This window comes from Mucilaginibacter sp. P2_D11 (assembly GCF_056404435.1).
The window spans coordinates 44,157-62,205 of the sequence record NZ_JBFUEA010000004.1; the positions used below are offsets into that span (position 1 = coordinate 44,157).

12 protein-coding genes are annotated in these 18,049 nt (G+C 47.3%); 7 read left to right on the forward strand and 5 right to left on the reverse strand.

Annotated features, from left to right (window positions below; translation table 11 throughout):
* Positions 1-4 precede the first annotated feature (4 nt).
* The 3 genes from AC1DXC_RS06845 to AC1DXC_RS06855 form a co-directional block, all read right to left on the reverse strand.
* On the reverse strand, positions 5-1,600 hold the full coding sequence (locus AC1DXC_RS06845) for a SusD/RagB family nutrient-binding outer membrane lipoprotein (RefSeq protein WP_477458396.1): 1,596 nt from the start codon (positions 1,598-1,600) through the stop codon (positions 5-7).
* A gap of 5 nt (positions 1,601-1,605) precedes the next feature.
* The gene (locus tag AC1DXC_RS06850) at positions 1,606-4,788 is read right to left on the reverse strand and encodes a SusC/RagA family TonB-linked outer membrane protein (protein WP_477458397.1); all 3,183 of its coding nucleotides are present in this window, start codon (positions 4,786-4,788) and stop codon (positions 1,606-1,608) included.
* Positions 4,789-5,297: 509 nt separating this feature from the next.
* Positions 5,298-5,933 (reverse strand): RNA polymerase sigma-70 factor, encoded by a 636-nt coding sequence (locus AC1DXC_RS06855; protein ID WP_477458398.1) that lies wholly within the window; start codon positions 5,931-5,933, stop codon positions 5,298-5,300.
* 203 nt (positions 5,934-6,136) lie between these two features.
* Between AC1DXC_RS06855 and AC1DXC_RS06860 the strand changes: the two genes are divergently transcribed.
* The 4 genes from AC1DXC_RS06860 to AC1DXC_RS06875 are packed head-to-tail and all read left to right on the forward strand — an operon-like array spanning position 6,137 to position 14,303.
* A complete protein-coding gene (locus AC1DXC_RS06860) occupies positions 6,137-7,582 on the forward strand; it encodes an alpha-L-fucosidase (protein WP_477458399.1) in 1,446 nt (481 codons plus the stop codon).
* 11 nt (positions 7,583-7,593) lie between these two features.
* Positions 7,594-9,897: a family 20 glycosylhydrolase gene (locus AC1DXC_RS06865; RefSeq protein ID WP_477458400.1), complete on the forward strand. Its 2,304-nt coding sequence runs from the start codon at positions 7,594-7,596 to the stop codon at positions 9,895-9,897.
* A 5-nt stretch (positions 9,898-9,902) separates the two neighbouring features.
* The gene (locus tag AC1DXC_RS06870) at positions 9,903-12,023 is read left to right on the forward strand and encodes an alpha-L-fucosidase (RefSeq protein ID WP_477458401.1); all 2,121 of its coding nucleotides are present in this window, start codon (positions 9,903-9,905) and stop codon (positions 12,021-12,023) included.
* A gap of 3 nt (positions 12,024-12,026) precedes the next feature.
* The gene (locus AC1DXC_RS06875; RefSeq protein ID WP_477458402.1) at positions 12,027-14,303 is read left to right on the forward strand and encodes a GH92 family glycosyl hydrolase; all 2,277 of its coding nucleotides are present in this window, start codon (positions 12,027-12,029) and stop codon (positions 14,301-14,303) included.
* Positions 14,304-14,498: 195 nt separating this feature from the next.
* On the opposite strand, the gene AC1DXC_RS06880 is transcribed toward AC1DXC_RS06875, so the two are convergent.
* Together AC1DXC_RS06880 and AC1DXC_RS06885 are read right to left on the reverse strand one after the other, a co-directional pair.
* Positions 14,499-15,143: a redoxin domain-containing protein gene (locus AC1DXC_RS06880; protein ID WP_477458403.1), complete on the reverse strand. Its 645-nt coding sequence runs from the start codon at positions 15,141-15,143 to the stop codon at positions 14,499-14,501.
* Between the two features lie 6 nt (positions 15,144-15,149).
* Complete coding sequence (locus tag AC1DXC_RS06885) at positions 15,150-15,371, reverse strand: histone H1 (RefSeq protein ID WP_477458404.1); 222 nt, start codon at positions 15,369-15,371, stop codon at positions 15,150-15,152.
* A 345-nt stretch (positions 15,372-15,716) separates the two neighbouring features.
* Between AC1DXC_RS06885 and AC1DXC_RS06890 the strand changes: the two genes are divergently transcribed.
* The 3 genes from AC1DXC_RS06890 to trxA all read left to right on the forward strand — a co-directional run bounded on the left by AC1DXC_RS06890 (position 15,717) and on the right by trxA (position 17,984).
* On the forward strand, positions 15,717-16,493 hold the full coding sequence (locus tag AC1DXC_RS06890) for an SDR family NAD(P)-dependent oxidoreductase (RefSeq protein ID WP_477458405.1): 777 nt from the start codon (positions 15,717-15,719) through the stop codon (positions 16,491-16,493).
* A 256-nt stretch (positions 16,494-16,749) separates the two neighbouring features.
* Positions 16,750-17,556: a phytanoyl-CoA dioxygenase family protein gene (locus AC1DXC_RS06895; RefSeq protein WP_477458406.1), complete on the forward strand. Its 807-nt coding sequence runs from the start codon at positions 16,750-16,752 to the stop codon at positions 17,554-17,556.
* 107 nt (positions 17,557-17,663) lie between these two features.
* Positions 17,664-17,984: a thioredoxin gene (gene trxA, locus AC1DXC_RS06900; RefSeq protein ID WP_477458407.1), complete on the forward strand. Its 321-nt coding sequence runs from the start codon at positions 17,664-17,666 to the stop codon at positions 17,982-17,984.
* Positions 17,985-18,049: the final 65 nt, after the last annotated feature.

Genomic DNA, 18,049 nt, shown 5'->3' on the forward strand with positions numbered 1-18,049 from the left:
AAGATTATTTATCCCACCATACCCTGGCGGTGAATACGTCGCCGCCGGTTAGCCTCGAAACCGCATCAGTATAATTTGCTGCGTTGGTTGATGGTAAGCCTACCGGATAAGGGTTCCTTCTCGGGATAGAACCGTCGGTAAACTGGCCGATGTATTTAACAGGAGTTAAGACAGGGAAACCTGATCTTCTCCAGTTAGCCCAGGCTTCGTTGAAGTTGAACGTGGTTGATGTTACCACAAAGTACTCCATGTTTATCTGCTGCAATGCAGTTGCAGGCACCAGTGGATGCGTAGCTACATAAGTAGCAACAGTGGCAGCCGGAACGGCGCCTGCGGCGTTGAACTGTGCTATGCTGTTGATATCGGCAGCAAGTGCATTGGCGTAGTGGGTAGCAGCAACGCCGGTGTTCCAGCCTCTGCTCGCAGCCTCGGCCAATAGCAATTCGCTTTCGCCATAAGTGTACAGCATGTTTATGCGGTTACGGTCATCATAAACTGCAAAGCGCGGGCGTGAATATTTGCCAACCGGTGCAGCAGCATCATCTTTCACAGCCGGGTCTGCAGGTGAAGTTCCCGGGTAACCTGCTGCTTTAGAGATGTCGGTAGTGCCTCCTTTAAGGTCGTATCCGTTTGGCAAGCCAATTTGCGAAGCTGCTGTGTTGATACCCGCTGTGCGGGTTTCATTTGCGGCTTTACCTGTGCCGGCAGAAATTTCTGCAACAGCGCTCACACGTGGATCTGCATTCGACTGCAGGTAGCTAATCAAAGTATTTGACCAACGTACTTCTCTAAAATCATCCGGAACCAATAGTGCAGCAACGTCGCTATTGCCGTTGCCGTTTGCATCATCGGCCTTTACTTTAGCGTTATCATCAATTGATGTCATGGTGCCGCCTGCATAAGCTTTTTCGGCGTATTTTTGAGCTGTAGCGGGGTCAACTTTAGTTAAACGCATTGCTGCTTTCAGCATTAAAGAGTACCCCAACTTTTTCCATTGCGCAATATTTCCGCCGTAGATAAGGTCAGAAGAGGGTTTGTCTTTTGCGGCATCTAAGGCAGCTGTTGCCGTTTCCAATTGCGTAAGCATTGAAGTGTAGATGCTTTGCTGTGTATCAAATTTAGGCGTAACAATGCCCGATTTTGCTTGTCCTTCCTCAGAGAAAGGGATGTCGCCGTAAGCATCGGTAATACGTTGCAGTATAAGCATACGCATAATGGTACCTACATTATCAAGGTTGCTAAACTCTGCTTTTCCTTTGATCAGGTTTTTCATCTCATCAACCAGTGTTGCAGCGCCATAGCTGGTGTTCCAGGTACGTTCTAAGTAGCCACGGCCGCTACCTGCGTACACATACTTATCACCATTACCATAATAATCGTAGGTTGAAGCTAAGCTTTGCACCCACATGCTTTGGAAAAGCAACTGATCGTAACCTGTATTGGAGAACTTAATTTGAGCCTGGGCCAATAAAAAGTTGGGCGGAAAAACTTCAGCATTCACCTTGGTAGGGTCGGTATTTATCGCATCAAAGTCTTTTGTACAACCCGCTATAAAGGTGGCTCCTGCAAGCAGGCAACCATATATAAGTCGTTTTTTCATCTTTGTTATTTTTTAAATTTAAAGTTAACGTTCAACCCATAAGTTCTAACAGCGGGTACGCTGGTGCCTTCAATGCCGGCATAGTTAATGCCTGGTGCAAAGTTCGATTCCGGATCGATGTTGTCAGAGCGTTTCATGATAGTCCACAGGTTACGGGCCACTAATGATAAAGTAATGGAGTTAAACGGTGTATTAGCTATTGTAGATTTTGGTATAGCATAACCTAAAGTAACCTGGCGAAGCTTGATGAAGCTACCATCTAAAACGTTCACAGCAGATACGTTACGTGCTAAAGCCTGGTAGTAAGTTTGAGCCGGTACATTCACGGTGTTTGGTGCACCTGCCTCGTTCACGCCAGCACCTGTAACACCGGTTTCGCGGCCTGGTAAGGTTAGCTTGTTTAAACCGCGCGCTATTGAATAGTAGCTTGTTGCCGATAACACTTTGTTGCCGTAACGGTAATCGATCAGGAACGAGAAGTTGAAACCTTTGTAGCTAAAATCGTTGTTAAAACCACCGTAATATTTAGGCACAACACTACCCATTGGCACACGGCCTGTAGCTTTTGGAAGGCCTTGCGCATCGAAAATGATGTTGCCGCTTCCATCGCGCAGGTAATCGTTAGCCAAAATTTGCGGGCCGGCCATACCGGCAACAAATGCAGTTGTAGCATTCAGCGGGCGGTAGGTACCTAAGCCTAAGTTTTGGTTAGTAGCATCGGTTGATAATACTTTGTTGTTAACGTAGGTAAAGTTGAACGAAGAGCTCCAGGTGAAGCTGCCGCTTCTGAACGGAGTACCATGTAACTCAACTTCTAAACCCTTGTTTTGGGTTGATGCAGTTGGAATGTAGTAATTGGTGTAACCGCTGGAAATATCGAGCGAACCTCTTACAATTTCGTTTTTGGTTTTCCTGTTAAAGTAAGTAACATCAACACCCACACGGTCATTAAAGAATTTTAATGATGTGCCAATTTCAAACTCGCTCAAAGTAAAGGGTTTTAAGAACAAGTTTGGCAATGTGCTGTCGAAGCTACCGGCCGGAATACCGTTAATTGAATTAGCCACGTTGTAATAGACACGGTTTTTGTAAGGCTCTGCCGGGCCGCTGGTGTTAGCGTATGATACCCTTAGTTTACCAAAGTCTAAACCATTGATGTGGTAAAGCTCAGAGAAGATAAAGCTACCCGATACCGATGGCGTGAAGATACCGCGGCCTACGTCGCCACCAATACTGGTGTAAGTATCGTAACGGCCGTTGGTGCTTAGCACCAGGTAGTTTTTGATACCGAAATCAGCAGTATAGTAAGCAGAGTTTACTTGTTGTTTAAGGATACCCTGGTTACCGCTATCGCGGGTTTTACCGTTAGAAAGATCGTAGAAGTAAGGGATGATGAATTGGTTGGCATTTACATAAGTACCCGATGCATCGCTTTTGCGGATGTTACCACCCACAGAAAGATCGAGGTTCAGGAAATCTTTAATTAGGTCATGTTTAGCACCAATCAAAACATCTGAGTTAAACTCGGTGATTTGGGTAGTTTGGGTACTCATGCCGCCATTGTTGTTCAGATAAGCGGTACCTGTAGGCGTGATGCCTAAACGGCCATCATGGATTTTGTCGTACCCAACGCGGCCTTGTATGTAAGCCCATGGGGTTATGGCATATTTGGCAGATATCGAAGATATTAAGCGCTCCCTTGTTGTGTTGGTAACAAAGTTGTAAGCCGCAAAATAAGGGTTTGTTACATAAATATCGTTGGTGAAAGTCTGCTCTAAACCGCTTGACAAAGTACCCGGGCTAAGGATGCTCTGGGCCTCGTTAGGTGCCAAAAACTGTACGTTGTTTGGGTTGCCCGGGCCATCGCTCAAACCAGAACGGTTTTTTGCATTATCAAGGATATAGTTGGCAATCAGGGTAATATCCAAATTCTTCATTACGGTTTGCGAACCATTGAAGTTGAATGTTTTCCTGTTAATGCCGCTATTTGGCGTGATAGAATGGTTATTAAGATCAGACAACGATAAACGGAATGCGCCTGTTTCATTGCCGCCCGTTAACGATACCGTGTTGGTGAAAGTGTGTCCGGCTTTGTAAAACTTTGTGTAATCATCATTAGTTTTAGAATAGGCGTAAGTGTTCCCATCAAACTGAATCACTTGCGAACCATCTAATTTAGCGCCCCAGGCAACGTTGCCCGATGAAAGTGCATCAGCTACGTTTGTTGGTTTAGAGCCTGTAAGGTCTCCTGTTTTAACCTGGCCCTGGCCGTAAATGGTTTGATAATCGGTATAATCATAAACCTTGTCTAATTGGTAGTTGCTGTTATATTCAACACCAAAACCCGAGTTTTTCTTGCCAGATTTAGTCGTGATTAAAATTACACCACCAACCGCACGGGTACCGTATAGTGCAGATGCAGATTGACCTTTCAGTACGGTCATGCTCTCAATATCATCAGGGTTGATGTTGCTGATACCGTCGCCGTAGTCTGCGCCGCCCCACTCGCCCGATTGGCCTCTTTGGGTGTTATCCATTGGTACGCCGTTGATAACGAACAATGGCCCCTGGGTAGTGCTTGTACTGGTAACACCACGCAATAATATACGTGCCGATGAACCAGGGCCGCCGTTGGTACCGCTGATGCTTAAGCCCGCTACGCGGCCTTGCAACGAGTAAGCAACGTTAGTTTCTTTAGCAGTGTTTAACAAATCGCCTTTTACAGTTGTTACCGAGTAACCTAATTTGCGCTCGTCTTTTTTGATACCGAGGGCAGTTACTACAACTTCGTTAAGTTTGGTGTTAGATACCAGGGTAACCCTAAGGGCTTTGCCTGTAAATGCTACTTCCTGGGTAGTGAAGCCAACGTAGCTGAATACTAATGTTGAATTTACCGGGGCATCGAACGCAAACTTACCGTTTACATCGGTCTGGCCGCCGTTTGAAGTGCCTTTAACGGTAACGCTAACGCCTATAAGGGGTTCGCCGTTTTCGTCGGTAACTAAACCGGTAGCAGGTACAAAGGCACCGCTTTTGGTTTTTACGCTTACCGTGTTTGCGGTGGCCGCAACTGCAGGTAGCTGTATGCCGGCAATTATTAAAAATGCCAGGGCAACTTTACATACCGGTATCGCAGGCGACATCCGGTACCTATTTCTTACACCCATTGGATGTTTAAAAAATTCCATATTTAATTGATTTAAAAAGGGGTTAAATTCAATGCCCCGATTGCGGGGATTGCTTAAACAGTTTTAGTTTTCATAAGCTGTAGTCCCTACCAGGTAACTATGCTTTTTGGGGAGTGGAGGTAATTTTTTCTTACATAGGCAGGCTGCTGTGTTTTAGTTTTTGATCATACTTTTTTGAGTTTAGTTATTATGCATAAGCGGTTACATAACCGCGCATGATGTGTTCTGATGGTATGGACAAATAAAAACTGAATGTTGCCTACACGTTATGAAAATATTTTTTACTTTTTTAAAAAGAAAACTCACTTATTAAAAATTATTAAGAAGATTGACTGCAAGTTTTAGATTATTGTTCGCTGTTTGCGGTGTGGGAGGAAATAATGACGATGCAGCCAAAACGCGTGTACAGCGCATTTAGCGGCCCATTATTAGTGAGAAAGGCAAAAGCTTAGTGTAGCAAGACTAGCAAAAGGTTGCTGTTTTGGAGCGTTGGGAAAAAAAGGAATCGATTAGAAAAATAAAGAGAGCGATAACATTATGGTAATGATGCCGAAGACGGTTTTGTCGGTAGCGGGCTGTGGTATGCGGCGCTGGTCGGGATCTAGCACGGTAGTGAGTTTTTTAAGGGCCCTGAAAAGTTGCGTTTGCACTGTGCGGGGCGATATATCCAACACCTCGGCCACTTCTTTATACCGCATGCCGTCTTCTTTTATCAGCCTGAAAATGATGCGGCACTGCTGTGGCAGCGAGGCTATTGCTTTATCAAGCTTAAACACCAGCTCTTTTTTTTCGAGTTCTTTTTGCGGGTTATAGGTGTTCACCAGGGCAAAATCGTCGGTGTCTTCAATTTGTACCAGGTGTATGTTAGAGTATTTTTTTACGTAATTGAGGCTTTGGTTTTTTACGGCGATGTAAAGGTAGGTGGCCGGGTTAAGTATGCCGGTAAGTTTTTTGCGGCTCTCCCAACATTTTACGAATAATTCCGACACGATATCCTCTGCAACCTCGTTTTGCTTTACATAAAGCACGCAGAATTTGATGAGGGGTTTGTTTAATGCGTAGAAAAGCTGCTCAAAGGCTTTCATATCGTCCTGGTGGCAGGTACGGCTCCATAATTCAGCGATATTGGTATTTTTGTTTCTCAAAGTATCCTTAATTATAGTACGCAGTAAACTTTAACATTTACATAACAATAATAGTACATTTAATATAATAATCAAATAAGCCGGAGTGTATTTTTAAAAAATTTTAAAAAGAATGGGAACTTAGTGTAGGCAATACAGTATTTAATTTTGTCTTACCCTATATATAAATAGTTTAATATTGTTTGCAAAAACCTAATTGTAAGATGATGAAGAAGTTAGCGGTACTATGCCTTTTTGCCTTAAACGCCTGCGTTTTGCTGGCACAGGAGCACCAGATGTCTAAAAATTACCAGCCACCAACCGATCCCCTGGTGCAGCAGAAGCTGAGCCAATGGCAGGATCTTAAATTCGGGCTTTTTATGCATTGGGGTACCTACAGCCAATGGGGCGTGGTAGAAAGCTGGAGCATTTGTCCCGAAGACGAGGACTGGACGCAACGCAAAGGCCCCTATGGCGAAACCTATAATGGCTACCTGAAAGCATACGAAAACCTGCAGACTACCTTTAACCCTACACGTTTCAACCCCGAGAAATGGGTGGCAGCCGCCAAACGTGCCGGCATGAAATACGTGGTATTTACCACCAAGCACCACGATGGTTTCAGCATGTTTGATACCAAGCAGACCGATTATAAGATAACATCGGCAAAAACGCCTTTTTCTGCTAATCCGCGCAGCAATGTTACTAAAGAGATATTCGATGCTTTCCGCAAGGAGAATTTTATGATAGGCGCTTACTTTTCCAAGCCCGACTGGCATTCGCCCGATTACTGGTGGCCGTACTTCCCGCCTAAGGACCGCAACGTAAACTACGACCCGGCGCTGCATCCGGATAAATGGCAAAAATTCAAAGATTTTACCTACAACCAGATAAGTGAGCTGATGACCGATTACGGTAAGGTGGATATCTTATGGCTCGATGGCGGCTGGGTTCGCCCTAAAAGCACTATCGATACCGCGGTAGACTGGCAGCGCGGCATTAAATTTAACCAGGATATAGATATGCCCCGCATTGCCGCAATGGGCCGCGCCAAGCAGCCAGGCCTCATCGTAGTAGACCGTACCGTAGCGGGCGAATTCGAGAACTACACCACGCCCGAGCAACAGGTGCCCGGCGCACCTTTAGACCATCCCTGGGAAACCTGCATCACCATGGGCGATTCGTGGAGTTACGTGCCGAATGACCATTACAAATCGGCACAGCAAATAGTGCAGTTGCTGGTAAAGATCGTATCACGCGGCGGTAATTTATTGCTCAACATAGGCCCCGGTCCCGATGGCGACTGGGACCCGGTAGCGTACTCACGCCTGGCGCAGGTAAGCGGCTGGATGGAAACCAATGGCGAAGGCATTTACGGCTCGCAATCGGTAGCGCCGTATTCTTCGGGCGATATTTATTATACAAAGGCAAAAAACAGCAACACCATATATGCCTTTTTAATGGCGGGTAAGGATAGTGCGGTTAAGTTTGAGTCAACAGTTATTATCAAGCTTAATAATATAAAGGCGGTTAAAAGCGTATCGCTGTTGGGTGCTAAGCAAAAACTTAAATATAAATTAAAGGGTGACGAACTGATCGTAAGCCTGCCCGCTGCCATACAGCAAAATACAGGCTGCCAATATGCAGCAACCTTTAAAATAACGTACTAAAAAAAGCTTAAATGAGATTATATAAAGCAGTGGCTTTGGCTGTTATCATCACAGCAACAGCCACCCTTACGGCTACCGCGCAGCAAACCGATGCGCGTTACCCCATTATTCCGTATCCTACCGAATTGGTACCGGTAAGCGGAGGTTTCAGGATTACGCCCAATACAAAAATCGTTGCACAGGCAATGTTTAAAAACGAAGCTGCGTTTTTAAACCAGCTTATCGGCAATTGCATGGGGCGGAAATTGGTCATAAGTACGGCATTAGCAGGTAAAAATATCAGCCTGAAATATGATGCGAGTGTTGTCGCCGAGGAAGGATATAAGTTAAACATTAGCCCCACAGGTATTGTAATAGGCGCCAAAACGGCTAAAGGAATGTTTATGGGCGTGCAGACCTTAAGGCAATTGATGCCTGCAGCGGTGGAAATACCCATGGATATGATACCCGCCGACCACATCAATTTGCCTGGTGTAGCTATAAACGATGCACCGGTATATGCTTACCGCGGCATGCACCTGGATGTATCGAGGCATTTTTTCTCGATTGGCTACCTGCATAAGTATGTAGATATGCTGGCGCTTTACAAGTTTAATAAGTTGCACCTGCATTTAACTGATGATCAGGGCTGGCGCGTGGAGATAAAGAAATACCCCAAGCTTACCCAAAACGGCGCATGGCGCACCTTCAATAACCAGGATAGCGCCTGCATGAAAAAAGCGGTTGATAATCCCGATTTCGAGATAGATAAAACGCACATCATCCATAAAGATGGCAAAACCCTGTACGGCGGTTTTTATACCCAGGCGCAACTGAAGGAATTGGTTGCCTATGCTGCTGCCCGTAAAATAGATATCATCCCCGAGATTGATATGCCCGGCCACATGATGGCTGCCATAAATGAATACCCGTACCTGAGCAGCGATGGCAAAAAGAGCTCTTTCGGCGAGTTGTTCACCAAACCTATTTGTCCCTGCCTGCCATCAACTTTTACCTTTGCGCAGGATGTGTATAGCGAGATAATGGATATCTTCCCATCTAAATACATGCACATCGGCGGCGACGAGGTGGACCGTTCTACCTGGGCAACATCTGAAGATTGCAAGGCCCTAATGCAAAGGGAGGGCTTGAAAAACACTGCCGAACTGCAAAGCTACTTCATCAACAATATGGAGAAATTCTTCAACTCTAAAGGCCGCAAGCTGATCGGTTGGGACGAGGTGCTGGAGGGAGGCGTAACAAATACCGCCGTAATTATGTACTGGCGTAGCTGGGTGCCTAAAGCACCTATTGAGGCGGCAAAGCTGGGCAACAAAGTGATCATGACGCCGGGCAACCCGCTGTACTTCGACACGCCGCCCGATAAGAATTCTATTCCCAACGTTTATAACTTCCAGATCATCCCGAACGGGCTGACGGCTGATGAAGCCCGGAATATCATTGGTGCGCAGGCTAACTTGTGGACGGAGTACGTGCCCACAGAAAACCGCGCCGACTACATGATTATGCCCCGCATGACGGCCCTTGCCGAAGTGCTGTGGACGCACAAGCAGGATTATCCATCGTATCAGCAGCGTCTATTAGAGCAATACCCGCGTTTGGATGCATTGAAAGTACACTATCGTTTACCGGATTTGGGCGGGTTTTTATCCTCGAATGTTTTTACGGATGAAACCAAACTGGATGTCCAAATACCATTGCGAGGATTAACCGTGCACTATACCATCGATGGCACATTGCCTGATATGTTATCGCCCGCGTTGACCCAGCCATTGGTAATCAAAACCTCGCAGCACATACGCCTGGCAGCCTTTAAAACTGATGGATCGATGGGCGATGTTTACGATTTGCAGTACCAAAAGCAAACGCTGGCCGAACCGACAAGCATAGCTAACCCCGCCAAAGGATTGCTTTGCAGCGAATACAGGCAGCTGTATAAAAACACCACGCTTATCCCCAATACCAAGCCCGATACAACGTTTACCGTACAAAGCATCATCGTGCCAAAAGAAGCCGAAGCACCAAGCTTCGCCATAAAATACCGGGGTTATTTGGATATCCCGGCGGACGGCATCTACAGCTTTTATTTAACTTGTGATGACGGCGGCACGCTGAAAATTGCCGGCCGCGATGTGGTGGACAACGACGGCCTCCACGCCGCGATAGAAAAGAATGGGCAGGTTGCCCTAAAGAAAGGACTTCAGCCTATCGCGCTTGATTTTATCGAGGGCGGCGGCGGATACTCCCTGAAGTTGAAATATAGCCTGAATGGCTCGGAACCGAAAGATATACCGGCAGACTGGTTGAAAAATTAAGCATCATGCTAAAGAAATTATTGCTTTTGGGTTTTTTGATAAGCGGGACGGCCGTCGCGTTCGCACAGGCCCCGCCGAAACCTTACGGGGCACTGCCCAGTAAAGCACAGCTGAACTGGCACGAAATGGGGATGTATTGCATCATCCATTTTGGGGTAGATACTTACACCAACAAGGAGTGGGGTTTCGGCGATGAGGACCCTGCGATAGTGAACCCAACCAAATTCGACGCGATGCAGATCGTGGGCGCGGCTAAAGCCGGCGGTTTTAAGGGCGTGGTAATTGTTGCCAAGCACCACGATGGGCTTTGCATATGGCCAACCAAAACTACCGAGCATAACATCACCAAAGCCACCTGGAAGAACGGACAGGGCGATATGGTACGCGAGTACCAGTTGGCCTGCCAGAAACTGGGCATGCAACTGGGCCTTTACTGCTCGCCATGGGACAGGAACAACTCCTATTACGGCACGCCCCAATACCTGGAAATTTACCGCGCACAGCTAAAAGAACTTTATACCAATTACGGCCCGCTGTTTATTTCCTGGCACGATGGTGCTAATGGCGGTGACGGCTATTACGGCGGCAAACGCGAAGAACGCAAGATAGACCGCACCACTTATTACGATTGGGACAACACCTGGGCCATGATACGCAAATGGCAACCTAACGCCACCATATTCGGCGATATCGGTGCCGATGTGCGCTGGGTAGGCAACGAGGAAGGCGAAGCAGGTATCACCAGTTGGGCAACTTACTCGCCGCAGGCGTCAGATGCCGGCAAAAAGCCATCAAACGGGTATAGCAAGTATTGGGAAGCAACCGAAGGTACGCGGCAGGGTAGTTGGATGCCCGCCGAATGCGATGTGCCCCTGCGACCGGGATGGTTTTACCATGCATCGCAAAACGAACAGGTGAAAACGCCTTATCAATTATTGGACCTATATTACAAAAGCGTAGGCCGCGGCGCCGACCTTGACCTTGGCCTCTCGCCAAACCAACAAGGCCTGCTTGATGACCGGGACGTAGCCTCGCTCAAAACATTTGGCGAATTGCTACAACAAACCTTTGCCGTAAACCTGCTTAAGGGCGCGGCCTTTACAGCAAGCAATGTTCGTGGCGGCAACAAGCAAAAGTTCGGTCCGGCGTTTTTGACGGATGCCGACCGCTATAGCTATTGGGCAACAAATGATAATATTACCACCCCGCAGATGGTTGCCGATATGCATTCGGCCAAAACCTTCAATGTAATACGCCTGCGCGAGAACATCAAGCTGGGCCAGCGCATAAACTCGGTAGCCGTAGATGCCTTTATCAATGGTGCCTGGAAGGAAATTGCTACGGCTACCAGTATCGGCGCCAACAGGCTTATTCGCCTGCCCCAGAATGTTACTACAAGCAAGGTTCGGCTACGCATAACCAACGCCGCCGCCTGCGTTGCCTTAAGCGATTTTGGTCTGTTTAAAGAACCCGCGCACCTAAGCGCGCCTACCATCTCGCGTGATAAGGCGGGTATGGTAAGCATCGCAACCGATGCGCCGGTTGGCAGCATACATTACACAGTAGATGGCTCTGCCCCAACGCTTGCATCGCCGGGCTTTCAAAAACCTTTCCTGCTGGCGGATGGCGGCATCGTAAAAGCTATTGGCTTTGATGCAGGCAAAGGAGGGGAGGCAAGTACAAAAGAATTTGGCCTATCTAAGGTGGGCTGGAAAGTTGTCAAAGTATGGCCGCCGGCCGATGGCAAGCCGGAATTAGCTATCGACGAAGATATCAATACCAACTGGAACACCCTGCCGAAAGATACCCTTGCCAAAACGCAATATCCGCAGGAAATAACAATAGACCTGGGCAAGGAACAAACCATTACCGCCTTTACCTACCTGCCCCGGCAGGATAAGCAAACGCCCGGCATTGTGGACCGCTACGCGCTCTACACCAGCACCAACGGGCAAATATGGGATCCGGTTGCCAAAGGCGAATTCTCCAATATCCAATCGAACCCGATAGAACAGGTAGTTACGCTGGCGCAGCCTGTAAAGGCCCGGTATTTTAAATTTTCGGTACTGCACGTCACCAAAGGCAACGGCCTTGCGGTAGCTGAATTGGGTATCAAAGTAAAATAAATCATGAAAAAGTACCCGATATATTTCCTTTCTTTATTAGCCTTATGCAGCTTAAGCCTTAATCTTTCGGCACAAACGAAAAAGAAGACGGCTAAAACCACCAATTACACCAGTTTTGTAGACCCCTTTATCGGTTCGGCATTGCACGGCCACGTGTTCGTTGGTGCCAATGTGCCTTTTGGTGCCGTGCAATTGGGGCCGGTAAACATCAAGGCGGTCGACTGGGATTGGTGCTCGGGCTATAATTATTCAGACAGTACCATCGCAGGTTTCGCGCACACGCACCTTAGCGGTACCGGCATTGGCGATTTGGGCGATATCCAATTCATGCCCACTACCGGCGATGTAAAAGTACTAAGCGGCGATTTGAGTGGCTATAACAGCGGTTACTATTCGCTGTTTAGTCATAAAGAAGAAATTGCCAGGCCGGGCTTCTATTCTGTCAAATTAAAGCGCTACAATATCGACGTGCGCCTCACCGCCACCACAAGGGTAGGCATGCACGAATACACCTTCCCAAAATCGGATAATGCGCATATCGTTATCGACCTGCAAAAAGGCATCGGCTGGGATCATCCTGTAGAAACCTTTATCAAACAGGTGAACGATACCACGGTTATTGGTTATCGCCATTCCTCGGGCTGGTCGGTAGACGACCGTATTTACTTCGCCGCTATTTTCTCTAAACGCGTCAGCAATTTCGCGGTGTATGATAGCCTTGCCAAAGCCGGTGGTGCCGAATTGAAGGGGCGCAAGGTAAAAGGCGTACTCAGTTTTGCTACCCTTGCCGGGGAAAAAGTGAAAATCAAAGTAGGCATTTCGCCCGTGAGTATGGATAATGCCCTGGCCAATATCAATGCAGAAGCCTGCAACTGGGATTTTGATAAAGTGAAGAACGATGCCAATGCCTTATGGAATAATGAATTGGGCAAAATAGCTGTTAAGGCCAGCCCTGCACGTATGCGCACCTTTTATACCGCGTTTTATCATACCATGATAGCGCCTTCGGTTTATAACGACTACAATGGCGATTATTTAGGCACCGATAAAAAGGTGCACCACAAGCCGGGTTTCACCAACGTTACCACCATGAGTTTATGGGATACCTACCGGGCCGAAAACCCGCTGATGACCATTACCCAGCCCCAGCGCGTGAACGACCAGATAAGCTCGATGCTGGCCATATATCAGCAGCAAGGCAGGTTGCCCGTTTGGCCCCTGATGGGCAGCGAAACGGACTGTATGGTGGGCAACAGCGCCATCCCCGTAATTGCCGATGCCTTTCTGAAAGGTTACAACGGCTTCGACCGCAACCTGGCTTACGAAGCCGTAAAAGTAACCGCAATGGGCGACCGCCGCGGCCTTAAATTCGTGAAAGAACTTGGCTACATCCCCGCAGATACCATGACCGAAACTGTAGCTACCGGGATGGAATACGCTATTGATGATTGGTGCATTGCCCAAATGGCCAAAAAATTGGGCAAGATGGACGACTACGCGTACTTTAGCCAACGTGGCCGCAACTACATTAACTATTATAATAGCGAAACCCACTTTATGCGCGGCAGGCTTGGGGCAAACGAATGGCGCAGCCCGTTCAGTCCCTTTGTATCGCGACATATGAAGGATGATTTTACCGAGGGTAACGCCTGGCAATACACCTGGCTGGTGCCGCAGGATGTGGAGGGGCTGATGCAGTTGTTAGGTGGGAGGGATGCTTTCGTGAAAAAGCTCGATTCACTATTTATAGCAAAAGGCGATATGGGTAACGAAGCCTCTAACGATATCACCGGCCTTATAGGCCAATACGCGCACGGTAACGAGCCGAGCCATCATATCACTTATATGTATGCGTACGCGGGGCGGCAATACAAAACTGCCGAAAAGGTGCGGTTTATATTGGATAGCTTTTACACCAATAAAAAGGATGGCATCATTGGCAATGAAGATGTGGGGCAAATGTCGGCCTGGTACGTTTTATCGGCTATGGGTTTTTACCCGGTGAACCCGGCAAATGGGGCATATGTTTTCGGCAGTCCGGTAATTAATGATGCGGTACTGAAGCTGGCAGGTGGCAAAATCTTCCACATCAGCATTAAAAATAATACCGGCGCAAATAAATACATCCAGAACATCACGCTTAACGGAAAGCCCTACGCCAATGCCTACCTGCTGCATAGCGAGATAGCTAAGGGCGGCAACCTCACCATCACCATGGGCAGCAAGCCATCGGCGGTGTTTGGGGTAGCAGCATCGGCAAGGCCGAAGTCGGTTTATTAAGAAAGCAAAGCATTATAACACCCTTTTGTGGTTTTACAGTGGAGTAATTAAACCGCCAGAAGTGTTCATTAGGTGTTCACGGTGCGCAGTGTGAACACCGTGAACACTTTCAATGTGCTCTTAATCAGTTGTTTGTAAATTTCAGTATGGTGTCAAAATTGTGTCACCACCAAGGTGGTTGCGGTTTGCTATATTTTATGCCGATTTGCGGGTAGTTTGATAAAGCGAGGAGGCATGAAGCGAATCTAAAATTTGCGAAGCGGAGATTATGCCGTTCAACTCATAATCAATATCATCGTATAAAATCTGGTTGTTGGTGTCCAGCACATAGGTAGCCAGCAAAGGTACGTTCACGTCTATGCCCGAGTAGGTGTTCCATACTGGTGACGCCTCTGAAAACAGCTTTAGCTTTTGGGCTATGGCGTTATCCTCGTCATAATAAAAACTCAGTGAGAGGCTGTTATCCCATATCAAATTTTCAAAAGCTTTGCTTTCTTCGTCGGGCGTAATAATGAGCAGGTTGGCACCCGCGGCCCTTATCTCGTGCTGTATGGCGTTCAATTGTTTTAGGCGGGTTGTGCCACTCTCGCCCCAATGGGTAGAGTAGAAGCTGATAACCAGTGGTTTATTCAGCAGTTGGCGCAGCACAATAGGTCCCTGCACCTGCGAGCCGTTGAAGAACTGCCGCCAGTTATTGAATTCTTTTTTTAGGGTGAAGCCGGGTAGGCTCTGGCCGGTTTTCAATGGTTTCAGCGGTTGGTATTTTTTGTAGGAAAGCTCAAGTTCGTTAATAATCTCTAAAAAATCGAAGCTATGCTGAGTGTAGTAGGTTGATGCCATGGCGTATTATTGTTTTTCGGTTTGGGTTTTTAATTCCTGTACTTCCAGCCTTATCTCCTGGGCCAATGCCTTTACCCGTTGTAAACTCGTGCGCAAACGGGTGCCCGCTGCGTGGTTGCCTTTTACGTAAAACTTCTCTGCATCGGGCTCAATGGCGGCTATCAGGTTTTTGAGGTCGGTATATTTGCTCATGTCGACTGGAATTTTGATGATGCTCTGTATCAGCATCTATAATAAGGTTTATGTGATTTATTCTGGATGTTCGGGCCATTCGTGGGCCGCTATATCGAAGAGGACTTAACAGCAACAACAATACTGAACGCCTTTGGGGAAGCGGTACATTTTGTGAGCTGCGAGTAATTGAGAAATCATTGTATATAATGTCTATAGATTTAATAGATAATTCAAATGTAGGAAGATTACCTGATCGCATGCAAATTTTATTTGAAAAAAATTTATTGGTCGCGGCGCCTTCCGGCAAACAATAGCCTCCCAAAACAATATGCCACACCCCCTGCAACCTTGCCAATCCATTTTTGTTATTTTGACGTCGGCAACAAACAAGGTATAACAATGGATGAGTACGCATTAATTACCGGGGCAGGCCGGGGGATAGGTAAAGAATTGGCTGTGCAACTGGCCCAACGCGGGTATAATTTGCTATTGGTTGCCCGTTCCATAGGCGATTTGGAGGCGCTTGCCCAAACAGTTGAAGCAGATTATCAGGTAAAGGCCCACTGCCTCAATGCCGACCTTTCCGCAGACGGTGCTTCTATAGCGGTTGCCGATTGGTGCAAAACTTTGGGCGTATCCGTAAGCATGCTCATAAACAATGCAGGCTACGGGCTATGGGGCAATTTTGATGGACTTGATTTAGCTGCTCAAATGAATATGCTTAAACTTAATATCAATGCCCTGGTAGAGCTTACCTATTGCATGCTGCCGCTGTTAAAACAGCAGAGCGCGGCCTATATGCTTAATGTATCCAGTACGGCGGCGTACCAGGCTGTGCCCTCGCTGGCGGTGTATTCGGCAAGCAAGGCGTTTGTTTTGAGCTTTAGCCGGGCTTTGCGATACGAGCAGCAGTGCGGCAATGTAAGCGTTACCTGCCTGTGCCCCGGCCCAACTGATACAGGTTTTGCCAAACGCGCAGGCATGGATGCGTTGCAGGAAATTGCCGAGAAATTCAACATGTCGCCCGTGGAAGTTGCCCGCGTGGGGCTGAAAGCCATGTTCGATAAAAAAGCCGAAGTGGTGCCGGGTTTCCTCAACAGGGTTTCGGCCATCGCCGCAAGGCATGTAAACAAGGGCGTGGTAGAGCGCATAATCGCAAGCTTATATAAAAAGTAAAAAATATTTTAAATAATGGTTGCAGGATTGGTTTAAGTCCTTACATTTGTAATGTCTACAAAATACATAGATTTTATAGAATATAAATAAATGACCATCAACAGCCAAAATATCATCGCATGCCCAATGCGAATGCCATTGCCAACAGCGGCAATGTGTTGCTGTTGTTGTTGATTTTCCGTCAGCCCCTTTTAGTCCTGCAGGTTAGGTGCTTTTTAAGCACATAGCATTTTTGTCAACCTTACATTTCATTTCCATGTCGGTCATATACCAAAAATTTACGCTGGGTAGCCAGATTACCCAGGAACAAAAAACCTTTTTTAACGAGCACGGGTTTATCCATTTCCGTAATTTCATCAAACCCGAAACCGTGGCCGATATCCTGCGCGCATCGGAAGAGGTGCAGCAAAACTGGATTGGCAACAACATCGAAAAAGTAAACGGCGTGCCCATAAAATACGGTAAAGACCTTGATGGCAGAAAGATAGTGCAGCGCTTTGCTTTTATCAACCAGCACCACAGCCTGCTGGGCGAGTTTGCGCATGACCCGCGGTTCGATATATTGCTGGATATCATAGGCCCCGGTGCCAGGCTGGGTACTGAGGAAAAGGATGGCATGGTGTTTAACCACTACGTAAACGGCCCCGAGAGCGGCTTTACCAAAATGGGCTGGCATACCGATGGCCTGCGCGATATTTTCCTGGGCGGCAAACTTAACCCGATGCTTAATGTAGGCATCCACCTGGATAACCTGCACCCCGATAACGGCGGCCTGCGCATATTGCCTGGCACGCATAAGCAGGGCATCTATAGCATGCTGTTCAAAAAAAGATACTTCCTTGATAATGATGTCGATGCAGCCGAAATTGCCATAGCGCCCGCCGCCGGCGACCTTACCATTCACGACGGCCGCCTGTGGCACCGGGTAGCGCAGTCGACCGTTATTGGCGAGCAAAGCCGCCGCAGGGTTATCTATATCCCCATTATTGCAGGCAAGTATCAGCCCAAAAACGAGAATAGCCCAACCGCTTTCTACCAGAAATTTGCAGGCTTAGTAAAATAGGTAATATGTTGATAGCGTTGATAATAGGATACTTTATTCGCCGCCGTAAGCTGGCTGCGGCGAGGCAACAGATGCAGCCTGCGATACAAACACTTAACACGTAAACAATGTCGCTTACCATCACCGATGCAAACTTTAACGAGCTGGTACTGGGTGCCGATAAACCCGTATTGGTTGATTTTTGGGCCGATTGGTGTGGCTCCAGCAATATGGTAGGCCCTGTGGTTGAGGCTATTTACCGCGAATATGCAGGCAAGGCCATCGTAGGCAAGATAGATGTAGACACCAACCCCGAGGCAGCCAAACGTTACGGCATATGCAATATCCCGGCACTGCTATTTTTCAAAAACGGCGAGATTGTGGATAAACAGATAGGTGCCGCGCCAAAACAGCTGCTTGCAGAGAAACTCGAAAAGCAATTGGTGTAAGGCTTTGATTTTCTGTATGAACGTCAACTTATCATCCAATATTCCTACAGAATATATCCGTAATA

Excerpts from the sequence above, each read along its gene's own strand:
- AC1DXC_RS06865 (WP_477458400.1), top strand. The coding sequence starts at position 7,594 with ATGAGATTATATAAAGCAGTGGCTTTGGCTGTTATCATCACAGCAACA.
- trxA (WP_477458407.1), top strand. The coding sequence starts at position 17,664 with ATGTCGCTTACCATCACCGATGCAAACTTTAACGAGCTGGTACTGGGT.
- AC1DXC_RS06890 (WP_477458405.1), top strand. The coding sequence starts at position 15,717 with ATGGATGAGTACGCATTAATTACCGGGGCAGGCCGGGGGATAGGTAAA.
- AC1DXC_RS06875 (WP_477458402.1), top strand. The coding sequence starts at position 12,027 with ATGAAAAAGTACCCGATATATTTCCTTTCTTTATTAGCCTTATGCAGC.
- AC1DXC_RS06895 (WP_477458406.1), top strand. The coding sequence starts at position 16,750 with ATGTCGGTCATATACCAAAAATTTACGCTGGGTAGCCAGATTACCCAG.
- AC1DXC_RS06885 (WP_477458404.1), bottom strand. The coding sequence starts at position 15,371 with ATGCTGATACAGAGCATCATCAAAATTCCAGTCGACATGAGCAAATAT.
- AC1DXC_RS06845 (WP_477458396.1), bottom strand. The coding sequence starts at position 1,600 with ATGAAAAAACGACTTATATATGGTTGCCTGCTTGCAGGAGCCACCTTT.
- AC1DXC_RS06870 (WP_477458401.1), top strand. The coding sequence starts at position 9,903 with ATGCTAAAGAAATTATTGCTTTTGGGTTTTTTGATAAGCGGGACGGCC.
- AC1DXC_RS06850 (WP_477458397.1), bottom strand. The coding sequence starts at position 4,788 with ATGGAATTTTTTAAACATCCAATGGGTGTAAGAAATAGGTACCGGATG.
- AC1DXC_RS06860 (WP_477458399.1), top strand. The coding sequence starts at position 6,137 with ATGATGAAGAAGTTAGCGGTACTATGCCTTTTTGCCTTAAACGCCTGC.
- AC1DXC_RS06880 (WP_477458403.1), bottom strand. The coding sequence starts at position 15,143 with ATGGCATCAACCTACTACACTCAGCATAGCTTCGATTTTTTAGAGATT.